The sequence below is a fragment of the Pseudoalteromonas sp. XMcav11-Q genome (assembly GCF_040104525.1).
Lineage (GTDB): Bacteria > Pseudomonadota > Gammaproteobacteria > Enterobacterales > Alteromonadaceae > Pseudoalteromonas.
In genome coordinates, this window is sequence record NZ_JBECOX010000011.1 from 192797 (window position 1) to 209191 (window position 16395).

15 protein-coding genes are annotated in these 16395 nt (G+C 43.2%); 4 read left to right on the plus strand and 11 right to left on the minus strand.

All coding sequences use genetic code 11. The annotated features are described in order from the left end of the window. Positions 1-54: 54 nt before the first annotated feature. Positions 55-603, minus strand: a complete 549-nt coding sequence (locus tag ABMY45_RS17575; RefSeq protein WP_206473643.1) for a carbohydrate binding domain-containing protein — start codon at positions 601-603, stop codon at positions 55-57. 242 nt (positions 604-845) lie between these two features. Between ABMY45_RS17575 and ABMY45_RS17580 the strand changes: the two genes are divergently transcribed. After that, complete coding sequence (locus tag ABMY45_RS17580) at positions 846-3527, plus strand: DUF2339 domain-containing protein (RefSeq protein WP_349289263.1); 2682 nt, start codon at positions 846-848, stop codon at positions 3525-3527. A gap of 11 nt (positions 3528-3538) precedes the next feature. Here ABMY45_RS17580 and ABMY45_RS17585 read toward each other — a convergent pair whose 3' ends face one another. Both ABMY45_RS17585 and ABMY45_RS17590 read right to left on the minus strand, forming a co-directional pair. Further along, positions 3539-3775: a hypothetical protein gene (locus ABMY45_RS17585; RefSeq protein WP_248298757.1), complete on the minus strand. Its 237-nt coding sequence runs from the start codon at positions 3773-3775 to the stop codon at positions 3539-3541. A 90-nt stretch (positions 3776-3865) separates the two neighbouring features. Next, positions 3866-4090 (minus strand): hypothetical protein, encoded by a 225-nt coding sequence (locus ABMY45_RS17590; RefSeq protein WP_227387340.1) that lies wholly within the window; start codon positions 4088-4090, stop codon positions 3866-3868. A gap of 52 nt (positions 4091-4142) precedes the next feature. Here ABMY45_RS17590 and ABMY45_RS17595 point away from each other — a divergent pair, with 52 nt between their 5' ends. Further along, positions 4143-4391, plus strand: coding sequence for a hypothetical protein (locus ABMY45_RS17595; protein WP_130126743.1), 249 nt, complete (start codon positions 4143-4145; stop codon positions 4389-4391). Positions 4392-4491: 100 nt separating this feature from the next. Here the strand turns inward: ABMY45_RS17595 and ABMY45_RS17600 are convergent, their stop codons facing one another. Next, on the minus strand, positions 4492-5877 hold the full coding sequence (locus ABMY45_RS17600) for a hypothetical protein (protein ID WP_102056308.1): 1386 nt from the start codon (positions 5875-5877) through the stop codon (positions 4492-4494). A 133-nt stretch (positions 5878-6010) separates the two neighbouring features. On the opposite strand from ABMY45_RS17600, the gene ABMY45_RS17605 reads away from it, so the two are divergent. Continuing rightward, positions 6011-7381, plus strand: coding sequence for a hypothetical protein (locus tag ABMY45_RS17605; protein ID WP_130126742.1), 1371 nt, complete (start codon positions 6011-6013; stop codon positions 7379-7381). Between the two features lie 52 nt (positions 7382-7433). Here ABMY45_RS17605 and ABMY45_RS17610 read toward each other — a convergent pair whose 3' ends face one another. From ABMY45_RS17610 to ABMY45_RS17640, 7 genes are all read right to left on the minus strand, one after another. Further along, positions 7434-8156: a hypothetical protein gene (locus ABMY45_RS17610; RefSeq protein WP_102056310.1), complete on the minus strand. Its 723-nt coding sequence runs from the start codon at positions 8154-8156 to the stop codon at positions 7434-7436. 100 nt (positions 8157-8256) lie between these two features. Further along, complete coding sequence (locus tag ABMY45_RS17615) at positions 8257-9339, minus strand: MBL fold metallo-hydrolase (protein ID WP_227387338.1); 1083 nt, start codon at positions 9337-9339, stop codon at positions 8257-8259. A 132-nt stretch (positions 9340-9471) separates the two neighbouring features. Then, positions 9472-10170 (minus strand): response regulator, encoded by a 699-nt coding sequence (locus ABMY45_RS17620; RefSeq protein ID WP_010607267.1) that lies wholly within the window; start codon positions 10168-10170, stop codon positions 9472-9474. A gap of 12 nt (positions 10171-10182) precedes the next feature. Continuing rightward, the gene (locus ABMY45_RS17625; RefSeq protein ID WP_211868191.1) at positions 10183-11655 is read right to left on the minus strand and encodes an ATP-binding protein; all 1473 of its coding nucleotides are present in this window, start codon (positions 11653-11655) and stop codon (positions 10183-10185) included. A 20-nt stretch (positions 11656-11675) separates the two neighbouring features. Beyond that, positions 11676-13172: a cytochrome c peroxidase gene (locus tag ABMY45_RS17630; RefSeq protein WP_349289264.1), complete on the minus strand. Its 1497-nt coding sequence runs from the start codon at positions 13170-13172 to the stop codon at positions 11676-11678. A gap of 244 nt (positions 13173-13416) precedes the next feature. After that, entirely contained in the window at positions 13417-14049 is a 633-nt protein-coding gene (locus tag ABMY45_RS17635) for a hypothetical protein (RefSeq protein ID WP_227387336.1), read from the minus strand. Positions 14050-14203: 154 nt separating this feature from the next. Continuing rightward, a complete protein-coding gene (locus tag ABMY45_RS17640; RefSeq protein WP_227387335.1) occupies positions 14204-15112 on the minus strand; it encodes a hypothetical protein in 909 nt (302 codons plus the stop codon). A gap of 168 nt (positions 15113-15280) precedes the next feature. Between ABMY45_RS17640 and dctP the strand changes: the two genes are divergently transcribed. Then, on the plus strand, positions 15281-16393 hold the full coding sequence (gene dctP / locus ABMY45_RS17645) for a TRAP transporter substrate-binding protein DctP (protein ID WP_227387334.1): 1113 nt from the start codon (positions 15281-15283) through the stop codon (positions 16391-16393). Positions 16394-16395 lie beyond the last annotated feature (2 nt).

Here is a 16395-nt window from a genome sequence, read left to right on the forward strand (position 1 = left end):
TTTAGTAAAGTGGAATACCCCACATGTAGATGCACATCAATTTAATTGGCTAAATTACTCAATTCGAAGACTCTTTATTGCAAGGCTTGCTTCGCCACCTTCTGTGTCTGTCAAGTCTGGTACAAAGTAAAGTGCGGAAACATGCTTGAGTATGACCCCTTTGTCTTTTGACCAAGCAGGTGTCCAGTTGGGTCTGGCAAAATCATTCAGAGCTACGTTGATTGTTTGCCAAGTATCTGATGCTGGTAATTTAGATTGGTAGTGCGCATAGCTTTTATCACCTGAGCCGCCATACTCCTGCTGCGATAACTTAACTATCAAAGCGTTATCACTTTTATACGTCAATGCAATGTTGAATTGAGAGGGGAGCTGTTTAGTGGGCAAGTCGTAAATAAGCTCTACCCAAGAGTTGTTTTGTTTATCGACTCGCGGCACGCGTTTAAACTGAATAGCAACTTGCTCTTCATTAACAAGCGGGCCGTTCAGAATTGCTTGGCTGCCATGCGGATCGGTCGCATAACGCCATTGTTTTGGCTTTAAGTTCGGCTGAGTATAGCTACAGCCAGAAACCGCAATAACGAATAAAAGTGATAAAAAACGCATAGAAAAATCCTTAGAACAACGTCCCTAAAATATAATTTTTTAGTTTATTTACAAGAAGGTAATATGACAACGGGGCTCATGTGCATTTTTGGCCAATGTTAGAAAATTTCAAGTCATCATACTTCAATGTGGCTTGCTAAAGTTATGGCACCTATCATGAGAGATTGATTTATTGGTGTGGTTGATCTCATACTGTTTCTAATACAGGTTAGCTAGGGTCTAGCAAACAAATAAGGAATCGTATGGAAACGGAGTTTATCTCTTTTATTTTTTATCTTTTTGTATTTATTGGCGCTGTTTTTGCTCTACAAGATAGACAAAGGCTTAAGCAACTTGTCAAAAAAGTACATCAGTTACAAAATACGATAGAGCAGCAAAGTCGCCGGATCTCGACACTTGAAGGTCGTGAATTCTCAGATCAAGCACGTTCAGAGAAGAAGCTTTCTGTGCGTGGACAAAGGAATGACGAAACAGCTGATAGCACATCATTAACTGCACGAACAGCATTGGGTGGCTCCATTGCAACAGCCAATCCTACACAACCTCAGCAGCCTGAAAGCGACAGTATGGTGACTATCGCAAGAGCCAAGCCTAGTAAGAGTAAACCAGCCTTTGAATTTGACTTTACTTTAGATTCTTTATTAAAAGGGAATGGACTTTTTTGGATAGGTGCCGTAGTGCTAGCCTTGGGCGGCGTTTTTCTAGCTAAGTACTCTATTGAAGCCGGACTTCTTCCCCCTAGTGTGCGAGTGATACTGGGGGCCCTTTTTGGAGTTAGCTTGGTTACTGCCGCTGAAGTTGTAAATCGCTACAAAGAAAAGCTAAAAATTAATACGCCATACATTTCTGCAGCACTTGCCAGTGGTGGCGTGATCACTGGCTTTGCCATGACATTGGTTGCTTTTGATTTCTATCATTTTATACCGGCTAATATGGCCTTTGTTTTACTCGCCATTATTTCATTGGCTGCGACCTCTTTGGCACTGAGATTTGGCCCTGTGCTCGCAGGTATCGGCATCGTTGGTGCGTATGTCGTGCCTGCTTTGGTATCGACCGGTTCTAATAATATCGGTGCGTTACTGCTGTATATCAGCTTTGTTTCACTCTCTGCGATTTGGGTTGCGGATTATGTGAAGCGCAAATGGCTGTGGTGGCAAAGCTTTGTTGGGCATTTCTTATGGTTTTGCACCGCGGTTGCGGTTGGTGGAAGCGGCGACTTTTGGGTGCTGCTGATTTTTGCGCTTATCTCTATGTACTTATATGTGTTGGTAGACGTACTGGGTTGGCGGCTGACGAATTCAATGATAAGTCCGTTGCCGGTCAAAGATCTATTAATGCCAAGAAAAGAGCAATTGGGAATTTTACTCCCACTGTTACTTATCGCATGTGCGCTAATAATAAAAACCCAAATCGATACGCTTATTTGGGCTAATGTCTTATTTGCTAGCGTGGTTTTGTGCGCGGCTTATAGACATAGTGCATTGGATAGTTGGCCATTTTATTTACTATTGTTTGTACTTCTCTCATTCTACTTGATGCCCAAAGTGGGCACTTACGGCGACGTACTTTTTCCTTTCACCGGTAAGTATTTGTTTATCCAAGTAGCAGTGGTCATCACGATGTTATTTAGCATGATGATGATTAAGCGATATCCATCAAGACTCGCTTATTTGATGCTGTTGAACGTGGCACCACTTGCGCTTTACGGTGTAAGCTACGCTATTTCTCCTAGAGTCGCAGAAGCAATTTTATATCCTGTATGGGCGGTTGAGATGTTGGCCATCGGGCTCTTCGCTTCGTATTGTGCGATGAAAACGGATACTAATATTCAGCAGGTCACTTACCTTATTTTGGCGAATGCCATGCTGAGTTTGTGTTTTACGATGTTACTCTCGGCAAGCTCGTTGACTTTAGCGATTGCGGCACAGGTAGCGTCTATGAATTATTTGAGCTGGAAGTACAAAGTGCGTATACCTGATTGGTTGTATAAGGCTGCACTTATTGCCGTTGTTACCCGTCTTACTTTTGCGCCTTGGCTTGCAGATTACAAGCACGAAACGATTTTAACTATACATTGGACACTTGTGGTCTATCCGCTAGTGCTGGGCATCATTTGGTTTGCTACCAAATACAACCCTTCAAAGGCCCTGAACACTTGGTTTATGGGCGTCGCAATGCATATTGTGGCGCTTCTGGTTACGACCGAAACAAGTTATCTCTTGATTGGTGACTACCCTGATTTTACTAATCTCGGTTTCCAAGAATCCGTGTTGCTTGCTTTGAATTGGCTGGTGCTTGGCGCTGTATATCTGTGGCGAGGGCAGCTCAGCGACAAGGGCAACAGACTTTATCCGCTTGCCGCGAGCTTGCTATTACTTGGAAGCGTGTCGCTCCACTTTGATATTTCGTTTGCCAATAATCCGTTTTTTGACAGGCAATATATTGGAGACGGCGTGTTTAATTGGTTACTTTTGCAGTGGTTGGTACCAGCATGCGTATTCGCTTTCATGCTCCAGTTTAAGTTAATACCACCGCAATTTAAGCGGTTGGTATACGGGCTGATAGCCTTGCTAGGGGTCTTGTTTATCAATGGTGAAATTCGGGCGTTATTTCATGAGGGTTTCCTTGTGCTGTCGATGCCGATGGAGCAATCCGAGTTATATACCTATTCGATTGTTTGGCTATTGATTTCAACCGTATTAATTTTTGTTGCCAAGCGGATAGAGCATAAAGTGCTGATTAACGCCGGTTTTGCAGGGCTAGCCATTGTTATTTTAAAAGCTTTTGTGGTCGATATGGCAAACCTCGAAGGCTTGCTGCGCGCCTTGTCTTTTATCGGTTTAGGCTTATGTCTGGTGGGAATTGGTTGGCTGTTTCAAAAAATGCAGGATCAGCCCAGAGAGGTAAAACCAACGGCGGACTGATCCTTACATTTTTACAAGCAGTAACCACCGTCAACAGTGATGTGCGCGCCGCGCATTGCTGTTGACCCTTCACCAGTTAAAAAGTCTAAGCTTGCTAGGGCCTGTTGACCTTTGCTGTTTGATTTTTGTTCTTCTGAGTGTGTTTTGGTCGCGACGCTCGACTTGCCGCCTAGTAATCTAGGCAAAAGTTGAGCAACAATGAACAAAGCGCACTCAGATGAACCCAAAGGGCAGCGCTTGATTAGCATTTCTTCTGTGTTGCCCCACAAGGATGTGGGGTAAGGTGACTTTGCAGGAGCACAAAGTCTTTATCGCCAGACTTACATAGAATGACTATGCTACGCTGGCTCTGCCTTGTATAAATACCAATCAAACTGCTGCAAAAACAAACTTGAAAGATCAACAGGCCCTAGTATTTCTGTGGCTTGTAACATGCGCCCTAATGGAATCGACGACAACCCTACATTTAGCTCGGCTATTTGTTGCTCGCTCATTCCCGCTTCGTTTTGGATTTCAGTATGGGTCAAACTGGTTAAACGCCATTTGGTGTTGGGTTCAATCATTTCAGCAGAACTGGTATTCTACGCGGCATACTGAGTAAGTGAGAGTGAAGAGATGATCAACGATAAAGATATCATTGAAACCTTGGATGAGCTGGAAGCTTTTTTGTTGCTAATTGATAACGGTGGCTTAGGGTTACAAAACGTGGCTGGTGTGGCGCTGGCAACGAACAACAGCGATGGTAGACCATTTATTGCGATTTTGGATGATAAACACCAATTGTTGTTGGGTCGTTGGGTATCTCAAGACGTGTTCGAAAACGGCAAAGACATGGTTCGTTACGGACCAAAGAAAGCACATTAATATCTTTTGAGTAGCCGCATGGCTGGATTTGGGATTGGAGTGCAGGATAAACCTGCTTCCAACCCGTTTTGTCGGTGGTTATACGAAGCTGCGTCAGTGCTTAAGCGTCGTTTTCAATATAGACGGAATCGCTTGCCATAAGCTCTATGGCGACGATTTCAGAGCGGTTCATGGTGAGTTTATACCTTTCTAACTGTATTCCTTGAGAAGATTTAAACCGCATTACCAAGTTGATTTGATAGCGACGTTCAACTGACTTTTTCGAGACCTTTTTCCCTTCAAGGCTATAAAGCTTTCCTGCGCCTTTTTTTAGATAGCGTACAAACGAACTCATGTTAAAGGTGATACGTTGCTGTACTTCTTCGTAACCGGGTAAAAACTCATCAATATGTACTTGGTTTTTACAGCAAAAATGCAGTAGATGCGCAGCTTGTTTATTTTGCTGTCGACGTTTTTTTAGCAGCTTATCAACGTCTTCTGGTAGGTCTTTTTTGCGAATATGTTCCAGCCATATCGTTTGTGTACAAACGATGGCGTCCGTTACTGAATTTTTAAACTTGTTGCGCCACTTTGGCCGGCCGCGTTGAATATGACGCCATGCCCACTGGGTTAAGTCTTCTTTGAACGTTTCTCTAAGGCCATAAATTACGCCAAGCAAAGCAATAAGGGCGACGGTGACTTCTTGAAAGTTAGAGCGGGCGTTGAGCACAATAAACATCACAAAGGCCATGATAATACCAGTAACCACTCCGCGAACTAAACGCTTTAGGTTGGTACTTAAGTCGATGGTTTGTTTGTTAAAAACAACACCATATTCAATGAGTCTTTCAAGCAACTTCATTTTATTGGTAATGCGGTTTGGGTCATCCAACGTGACTTGCGAGTTGTAGCTCTGCTCCTCGCGGTATTGGCTCTCTCGTTGACAGAAACTAACAATACAGCTTCGCTCATGACTAAAGTCGCTTGACTTAGGCCCGCTAGCGATGAGTTTTAAAAACGCTTGCTCAGTATGCCAACTGAGGTAGTTATCTGCGTTTTGATAGTAAGGCTTAAGCTTATTGTCTGGTGGCGTGTAACGCCTGAGTTTTTTCAATAGGCGTTCGGTTTCTTCCACTAATAATTGTGCGGCTGGATAAAACTCATCAGCCTCTTTTAGCTTCAATGTCTGTTTTACATCGGCATCTAGCGCAATGCGGATCTGGTAGCAAAATAGGTTTAGATTAACGCGGTAATCGGTTTTTTGACCTTTGCTTTGGCTGATAAAGCGGCTACGTACCAAGGGGAGATGAAGCTGCTCCGAGTAATATGCACTGTGACTTTTTATATTGGCATTAAAGTAGTCTACTTCGTTCAATGTGTTGGTATTAATCCCCATATCGGTTGGGATTGAAAAATACAGGTCGAGTTGGTTTGTCTCTTTGGGAAGGAGTTGATAGTTGATTTTAAAAGATAAGCTTTCGTCTTGACTTAGTTTGGCTCTGCTCACTCGGGTATGGTGCCTCCTGATATTGTGCGCTTAAATATTACCATAAAATATTAGATAAAATGAGTGTAATTAAATTGTAATTACCTGTTCTTTTGTTTATTTTATGTAATCTTATATTTAAAAGGAAAGTTAAATGAAATTATCATATCATCTAGTTGGTCTCTTGGCTTTTGGTGTGGGTTTTAATTGTGTCGCTGCTGCGCATGAACTCCCATCAATGGGAGAGATTGGACAGTTTAATGTAGATGAAAGAATGCGAACTCTATTTACAAATCCATCAAACGTTAAGCCGCTTCAGAAAGTATCATTTGCGATTAAAGAGAGTGTGGCGCAAATAACACCAGCATGTCCAACATTACATACTGGAAACCTATATACGTTAACAAATTCTCAGGCTGGGAATATAAATTGCTACCATTTTGAAATTACGGAACGAAGTAAGACCACTGCTATTTTAGTGGATCAAGTTGGTGCTACTAATGTAGATCTTTCTATTCTACGCCATAACAATGACGATACATATACGTTACTGGGTTCTTCGAAAAATCCCGGAAATCAGGATGAATCAGTTGTTATATTGACGGAACCTGGGCATTATTACTGGTATATCGAAGTTGTGGAATCAGATGGTACACCATTTAACTTCGGTGCTGCAGTTGCGACTGAGCTTGATGCAAATGAATTCAATGATACAGTCGCTTCATCAACGATTTTACCTGATAGACAAAATAATATTGTCGGGAACATGGATAGTATTACGGACATAGATTATTTTCAGTTTACAGCTGTTCGAGGACAAGATCTTTCTTTGAAGCTTGAAAGTACAAACATTAATGAATATATTTTCGAGATTTACAATAATGGGTGGATGCCAATAGATAAAGGTAAATATATCCCAGTTACAGGTCTGCAGGAAAATCAACCAATCAACATCAGGGTTAGGGCTAACACAGCTATTTCGGCTAACCCGAGTAACACCTACAGTTTGCAAGTTGCTTCTATCATCACCTCATTTAGCAATCACGTTGTTTCTGGGGAAAATGGTGTAATTCGCATCCCTTATTCCGCATTTAGTAACCCATACCTCACAACTCAAGCTTATCACAAACTGAATTGGTCATTAGTGCTTCAAGATTCTACAGGAGCACCGGTTCAGGGAGCTACGGCTACATTGAAGTTTGTAAAGGATTGGTACAACCCAGTTGACAGTATGGTAGGTTATCAGCAAACCTCTAATTCGGATGGTATAATTTCCGGGCTAGTTGATCTGAATCTCTGCGATGAAAACGAAGCGCGAGTTAGGCATGTCGACTATAGTATGGGCTATAAAAATACTTGGGAGTCGCAATTTGAACGAGGTGCATGGCGAATCGAGATACCTACCAATGTTGACTTAAATGATGATGAAGAAGTGGATTTGATAGGTGTTGGCGGTGATAACTTTCCATGGGTACATTTCGCACATATATGTTACCAAAGGTTAGTTTCCAGTACGCCTTCATAGACCAAAGGTATATTAGAGGCTTTAACGGATATTAGAGCCTCTTGATTAAAGATTAAGAATACCTAACCGTTGCATTTTGTCCCAGCTGCTCAGCAATATTTTGAATAAACCCATGCCCAGTCAATTGTCTTCCTAATGCTAGAGTCGTTTGTTGTGTTTCTCTAGGACCATCCATCAGTGCTTTGAAGTCGATTATATCTGCGAAATTTTCGCTAGTAACATCATACTTTCCCCAGAGTTTACTGGTGCCGCCATTATCGTCTCGTTCCATCTGCGTATATTGTAAGAAGTTGGCTTTTACTTCATTTGCAAGGTTGACTAGTGCCTTATTGCTATTGAGCTTTCCTTCTAAATAAGTAATATCTTCAGCCGAGATATTACCTGTCACCTTCAATTCGCCCTGTTCGTTGACTGAAAACCCCCACTCATTTTCAGTCAGTTCAGGTCGTTCAGTGGCAATATCCGAGAGTGTTTTGTCATATTCTTTAGACATGCTGTCCGCCGATTTAAACATGCTGCCACCCAGATAAAGCTCGGCGATTGCTTCACCAGTCATAACGCTTGCACTTTTTATCGTTTGCTCGACCTCTTTTGATACACCTATCGTTATTGGTCGCTCATAAACTGGTGGGGTCACATGCTTAGCTGTTTGAGAAAATGTATCATTTTTCAGTGCGTCTCCGGATCTCTCGACTTTAGTCTGAGCAACTGTATCTGAGCTTACAGTTGATAGACTGTTTACCAACGTTTCTCTTGGTTGATTTATAATCTTCATATATTTCCTTATCTACGTATAGGTAACGATCTTTTATCGACAACTTAGAATTATAGTTTAATGTTATTTTTATGTAATCTGACTATGGTGCCTTTTTGGATTAGAGATGGACTTTTTCGCCTTCATTTAAAATATACAGTGGCGTTTTGGCTTTTAGCACTTGTTGCATATGCAGTAAGCGGAAAAGCGCTGAATGTGAGGTTTTATCTCCCATTTTCCAACTAGCATTGCCATAGCCCCACGGCACCATAACCTTACAACCGAGCTCTTTTGCGGCAGTCAGTGCATCTTCTGGTGTGGTGTGTACTTTACGATACCAATCAGGATGTTCTTCGCTGTAGTATGAGGCAATTGGAAGTAGGCACACATCAATATCACCATATTTTTCTTGAATATCTTTGAAATGTGGTGAATATCCCGTATCTCCAGCAAAAAATAGAGTCTTGCCTTGGTGTTCTAATATCCAGCCACCCCATAGTGCAGCGCCATGATCTTCGTATAAAAACGGCACCCAAATACGGCTGCTAAAGTGATTTGCAGGCACAAAGTGTGCGGTTACTTCACCAAGTTGTTTGCTTGAATACCACTCCATTTCAGAAACCTTGTATCCATCTTCAGGAAAGTGCTCAGCAAATCCTAGTGGAGTAAGATAATTAGGCCTAGTACCAATCGCTTCGATATCGTTCTTGTTAAAATGATCGTAATGAATATGGGAGTACATTACGGCATTGGTTTGTTGTAACTCTGTTTGACTGAGCTGTGCAGGTTGCTTGCGATTAAACCCTTCTGAGAGGCGAAATGCCCAGTTTACAGGCCAGTCAAATTGAGCCGTGACGGGGTCAAACAAAAACTGTTGCCCATCTTTGGTGTTGACTTTAAAACTCGCATGTCCGAGCCACTGGATAGCAAAGCCGGTATTGAGCGAGAGAGTGGGGTTGTTGCCAACGTAAGTACAATCTTGCATCTCGGACTGACATTGAATTTGTTGGGTGACTGGATAGCAGTTTTCTTCGCAGGTTACGGGATAATCTTTAAACTTATTGTAGATGTTGGAATATCTATCTTCATACCCTTCTACAGAGCTATGTTTTACCACGGAAGACTCAGATTTTATTCGCTCTACAACATTACTATTACTGCAGCCTGTTAATGTGATTATGACTGCCAAAGCAAGCCTTTTCATGCCCATTCCTTTTTATAATTATTAGTTATTTTTTGGAGTTTACCAATAAAAGGGAATGGGGTGTAGCGGTGAATTAAGCCTTAGGTGAGAGTTGGATTAGTGTGTAACCCAACTCTCATTGTAGGTTAGAGACTAGGAATTACGTTCCTGCGCCTCAAACTTATATCCCGCTCCGTAAATAGAGTGGATAAAGTCGTATTTAGGCGCGATGCTTTGCAGCTTTTTACGAATATTTTTAATATGGCTATCTATGGTTCTGTCGCTAACAATGTGGCTGTCATCGTAGATGTGATCCATCAATAAGTCGCGGCTATAAATTCGGCACGGGTGTCCGTACATTGCCTTTAAGAGCATAAACTCGACATAAGTGAACGTCGCTCTCGCGTCGAGGAAGGAGACAAACAAGCTCTCTTCGTCTAGTTTAAGTTTGCTCTCTGTTTCTGACACTGTGCCGCGCTCGTTTAGCGTCACGCGTCTTAAAATCGCCTTCACTCTTGCGACGACTTCTTTTGGACTATAGGGTTTGCACACGTAATCATCAGCACCCACTTCAAGACCAAGAAGACGATCGATTTCTTCTACTTTGGCAGTGATCATGACAATTGGCACGTTTGAATAAGCTCTGATCCGCTTGCAAATTTCGATACCGTCAAGATTAGGCAGCATGAGGTCGAGTAAGATAAGGGCAGGTTGCTGTTGTTTAAAAGCCTCTTCAGCCAAAGCGCCATCGTGAACACAATGGCTGGTATACTCGGCTTGAGCCAAATACTTACTTAAAATATCGGCAAGTTTTGGTTCATCTTCGACGATTAAAATATGTTTGTTTGGCACGGGAGAAACTCATTATCTTTTCAGTTCAATAATAATAGCGAGACCACCCAGTTCGCTCAAGTCCGCAGTGATTTTTCCGTTGTGGGCAGCAACAATACTTTGGCAAATGGCTAAACCAAGGCCAGAGCCACCCGTTTTTCTACTCCGCGCTTCCTCTACTCGATAGAGCCTATCAAAGAGTTTGTTTAGCTGTTCTTGTGGTACAGAAGGTGCGCTGTCCTGCCAGTAAATTATCGTTTTATCTTGTCGTTGTATGACTTTTACATCGAGATTTCCCGGCTGTTCAACTGAGGAGTCTGTGTAACGCAAGGTGTTCTGTAGTAAGTTGTCGAATAGCTGCCCAAGGCGCTGCTCGTCACATTCTAAGGTAATATGCTCATCGCATTGCAAGGAATAAGCAAGATGGTGCTTTTCAATTTGGTGACTACTTTTTGCAAATGTGCGTGAGAGCAGGTCGTAAAGATTTTCTTTATCCATGTTGTAAGTAAGTGCACCGCGGTCTGACAGCGATAGTTGATGTAAATCGTCCACCAGCCGAGTCAATCGTTGGATCTCTTCGTTAAGCGACATCAGTTGTTCGGGATTGCTTGCGATAATGCCATCAATCATGCCCTCAAGTTCCGCGCGGATCACAGCAATCGGCGTGCGTAGCTCGTGTGAAATATCCGCTATCCATTGCTGCCTAGCTATTTGGTTCTGCGCTAATGTGTCTGCCAAACGGTTCATATCTCTGGCAAGCAAACCGAGTTCGTCTTTACTCGCGATATCGACGCGAGCATCGTAATTTCCTTGTGTCAGTGTTTTTGCATTGCGGCGCAACAAAACGATTGGGTTGACCATATATTTACTAAAAGGCACGGCAATCACTAAAGTAACCAACAGGGCGACGAGCGCAATGATGATGAACTGTTTACGTTGTTGCTCTGCAAACAGTTGGTCGAAGTCATTGCGTACCAAGCCACTTTGCTCGACACCTAAGTAGGCGATAATCTGTTCGCGTTTAGGCTGCGCCAAGTGGTCGCTTTGATAGACTGGGAACCACAGCGAAGTCTGCTTACTTTTCGGTGTGCCCATAATAATATTGCCTTGTGTGTCTTTGATCAGCAGGCGTTTTTTATTGTCCAAACGCGGTGGAGGGCCATCACGTCTTCGTGGCCCTCCTTCGCCTCTTTCACGATGTCTTGGTGGTGGACGAGAATGTAGCCTATCTCGTGGGCGCTCATCCTCAGAAAGACCATAGAAGCTACGTACTATGCTATCCCAATCCTCTGAGCCTCGATACACCCAGTCCAATGAACCATGGCGTGCGTAAGTCTCGGCAACTTGCGTTACCACCTCTTTGAGTTGCGCCCGAGAGGTATTTTCAAGATAGGCCGTAAAGCTTTTTTCAAACGCTAATTTATTGGCGGCATAGATAGCCAGCACCAATGTGGTGTTGGCTATCAAAATTATCAGCAATAGTTTGACGCGAATGGTCATTTTCATGGTTGTTGTTATTCCACCGGTTAACGTTGTGCACGCAAGCGTAAATTATCAGGGTCTGGTGTGCGACGGTTTGGCATCCACTTTCTTACGCACCGTTGGTCTTTTGCACACTTGTCTGTCAAGGCATGTAAAAACGCAACGAGATCCTGCTTTTGTTGTGGCGCTAAATTGGCGGCAACAAAGGGAGATTGGCGCAGTAACGTTAACGCCGCTTCACTATTTTCTCTCGCTTGTAGGTTTAGTGTGTCACACTGAGCGGTTAAGGAAAACTGCTTTAATCCACAAGCACCACCACGTTGAAAAAATTGCTCGACGGTTTGCTCAGGGTTTGAGTAATGATTGACCACCTGTTCTAACGACTCGTAGGCTCCTGCGTGACCATATGGCGCAGTCAGGGCAACATTGATTAAGCTCGGGACTCTAAACGCAAATTGATTGCGAGGCGAGGGGTCAATTGCAGCGCGTCCGATATCGGCCTGATTATCTTGTGTGCCAATACCATACTGTGGAAAGGCGAGGTTAAAGAAACCATCGTTAGTGAAACGTTCACCACTGTGGCACCCAACACATCCTGCACCGCCTTCAGCTATAGGAGTAAAAAAGAGTTTAGCACCACGTTTTTGTTGAACACTAAGTGCGCCACGGTCACCACGGGCATAGCGATGCCAATCGGTATCCACCATCACAAATGACGCTTGATACTGGCCGAGCGCAAAGGCAATACTATCAAAGGTAATTAAGGTTTGCGCGTCAGCTTGCGAGTTGAATGCTTCTCTAAAGGCCTGAAGCCAATCATTGGTGGCCAAGCCTCCGGCTTCATCACCGTAATCGCCAATGCGCTGGGCTAAATGTGAGCGGACTTGTTCATTGGTTTCGGCACTTTCGAATGCCTCTCCACGCATTTCTTCACGAGAGGTGACAGGAAAGCGAGACAGGGTTGCAACTAGTGAATCTGCCGCGTTTACATCTGGTTGGTTAAAACCTGAATCAGGCGTACTGATAAAACTGCTTTCATTGCCTTGGTCGTCAGTGATCGTCACACGTTGAACACGGCCGTCCCAAAATAAAGCGTTGTTGGCAAATCCGGTATTAAAAATGGTGGGAGAGTTACGTGGAATATTGATGTCATCGTCGACTGCTTGGCGACCAGGGCCTATCACATCACTTTCTACTGCGTTTGTACCTATTGGCAACGAAAGGCCATCGGCACCACCGAGCCTTGGATCGTGACAGCTCGCACAGGCGACTGATTTTTCTCCCCCAAGGGCTTTGCTAAAAAATAACTGCATGCCGAGCTGAGCAATGGGATCTGAGATCCTCGGCAGTTGTTGCGCACCTGCGACTCTGCCAGTAATACCGCGAGCGCGCATAATTTGTGAGAGTTCATCATCCAGTGCTGAGTTTGGTTGTGGCTGGCCTGGAGGCGGAGGTGGTAGAGGCTTATGTTGTGCTGCTATTGGTAAACTTGCCACAGCGGTAACAAGTGCCATTGCATGTAGAAAGTTCGCGTTGTTCATCGTTATTCCAAACCTTATTGTGATTCGAGTTTTTAAATTGGCAGGCAAAAGTGCAGAGAATGTGAAAATGGAAATTTTTGTTTTGGATGAAGGGTTATCGAACGTAAAATATTTAGAAGTGATTTGTATTTTAGTTTTTATTTTAGCTAAAACATGGTGTTAGCATAAGCCACGAACGCTTTATGATGATTAACTTTGTTCGTGGCGTGAAGATCTTATGCAATCAGCAAAGAATTACACTGTATTATCTGTTTACATAGTTTCCGCGATATAGCCACATTGAATCCATGTTTTCATTGTGATTAACAAGGCCAACACCTGTAACAACAGAGTTATTACCTGATGCTGGTGGGAAATATGAAACTTCAATACCGCCACTTCCTGGGTCATAGCAGGTTTTTGATTGGTTCGTTGATTTAACTCCCGTTCCGTAGAATATCTCAGAGCCTAGATTTCCTTGACTATCAAATTTTCGGTAACTCACCCGCAGCGCTGCAATATCATCTGAACCATTGATGCGCCACTCCATACCTGTAATTGCGATATTGTCGGATGTATTTACGTACTGACATTCAAGCTCGTGACTTGGTTTGCTGCCGTAATTTTTGCTGTAAATCTGACCAAATTCACCATTGCCTAATATTTGACGATACCACAAGGTGACGGTAGTTACCGTTGTGTTTCCAGCTCGAGCACCAATACCAACTAAAACGTGATCAGGAATTAACATTGGGATTGGGTTTTGCTCAGGAACCATAGTTGCACGTTCACCATACTTATATACATCGACATCAGTAATATAGTAACCCGAGTTATTTGCTTGTACTAACGGTGAGAGTATTAAAGCCGCGACCGGCAAGATATGTTTATTTTTCATAGTATAAGTCCTTTAATTAAAATATGAACAAAGAAGTTTGGCATCATTTCATGTTTATTTACATATGTAAATAAAGTGAATATTATTTGTTTTTTAGATCTTGTTCATATTTCCTATTTAAAGCTAAAGAAGTCCCACCACGTATTTTATTGAGTCATTCGCTTAACCGATATTTAGCTCGTGTAAGTGGGATTTGTATGCGACGTATTGAGCTTGGGAAGGCTGATAGAATCATCGGCTCAACAGCGCTAATATCAAATGCGTATGCTGGCGCATTGTCATATTCGCCGAATAAGGCGGTAACCTGAGAAAAAGACGTAGGTACAAGCTTGTATGGCGCTAGCGATTGCGGTATATCAAGTTGATATTGATATGCTTTCACGAGTTGTAATGCGTGATCAAAGTGGCAAATATTCCAACTTTGATTTTCATTGTTTAGCTGCAAAGCCCACACCCCATTTTTATCGGTAGCAACAGAGTATGGGTTTTCACAAGGCGCAGGTAGTGACTGTGTGTTACTGCGCTGCCAAATACCCTGATGATTCAGACAGAGATTCTCTTTGCTATTAAGCGTCACGACTCGTGTGCTGAGCCTTGCTTTACAAGCATCTTCCACTGGTAACCAATAAGCGGGTTTGGTGGTGGATAATACCATAAATCCGGCAGGTCTTTCTGGGTCGTGCGAGGTCCATCCAATAAAATAGTGGTTGTCTACGCGCCACTGATCATAGCTTAACCGACCTCGTTGGTATTGACTAGCTAAAGGCAAAGCGCCTTGTCGGTCAGCAAACTGGCAATGGATGGTGTCACTCTTCAGTTTACAGGCTGACTGAACCTTATCGAAATTGAGAGGTATTGCAGCATCTGGATAGTTTGGCGTTAGAGGTTCTACATATTGTCGCACTGGGCGCAGGTTTGCATTTTTATCCTGTGAAAAATAGCAATCAGGTTTTGAAACAGAAGGGATGACGGCAATCGTTTTTGCTACAACAGCTAATTCACATCCCAGCACACTGAAGCTCAGAGCACAATGAACAGCAAAAAAGCAAAGAGGCATACGCATAGATAAGGCTCCATTCTCCATAAATTAGAAGATAGACTGGCGCTGTTAGCAATTGCAAGAGGAGCATGAATTTTGTGATAGGTGCGGCTAAAGCTATGTAACTATAGGTTGAAACAGCAAAGCAAACAGCTATCTTTAATTGAGGTATGGAATTTAGGTTGTACTGCCATGTCCAAGAGTAGACGTCAATTTCTTGAAGCTTCACTAGCGGCATGTTTGAGTGCTTCATTTCCGGTTAGCCAAGTACTTGCACTAAATTTACTCTCAGAAGATGAACGAGAACAAGAAATGGCTAAGCGCAGTGCTGCCCTCCATATTTTAAGATTAGCTTCCCCATACCCTGCGGATCAAAGTGACTTTATCCCGCACATGCATCAAGTGTTTAAGAAGAATGTTGAGTCTATGACTCGCGGTAAAATCTATGTTGATGTTCACCATAGTGGCGCGCTTGGAAGTGGCCGCGAGTTAATGGCGGCAGTGACTCGTGGACATGTGGAGGCCGCACTTATCTCTGTGTCAAATCTGTCTCGGGCGTTACCTGTGCTAGATATCCTTAATATCCCATTTTGGGCGAGCTCAAATCGCGCGTTTCTCAATCTAATTTGTTCGCCACAATGGCAGTCACTTGTTATTAAGCCTATTAGTGAACAAGGAAAACTGAATATCTTAATGCATCATCTCGTTGGGGGTCGCACATTAACAAGCACAAAACAGTTCAACCGCTTAATTAACTTGCCTGAAAAACTCAAAGGAGTGGTGCTAAGAGTACCTGCTTCTAGGGTTTTGAGTCATTTTTACAGTATGACGTCGGCAAATGTTATTGATGTGCCTTGGGCGCAAGTGGCCAAAATGGCAAGAACAAAACATATAGAGGTTATTGACCCTAGCGTTATTGGTTTGTTCGCAGGTCCTGATCTGCTTAAAAACGAGATAGGGCAGGTAGCTTTACTCGAAAGTGTCCCCGATGCTTGGGTGACCGTCGCAAATCAGCATTGGTTAGATAGTTTGCCACTGCGCTTAAAAGGGGAAATCGAGGACGCGAGTAAGCAAACATTTCATACTCATATTGCCCAGATTGAGCAACTGCAAAAACGCTGTGAGCGCGAGCTCATGGCCTTGGGCGCAAAGCTGCACCCTTTAAGTGTGGACGAAAAGCGCGAATGGCAATTAAAGTTTGGTCATCACAATGCACAGTGGAACAAGGTAAAGCGAGAGCTACTTGGCAGTACTCGCGCATTTCAACAGCTGGTAAATGCGACAGAAAAAGAGTTTACTCAATAACT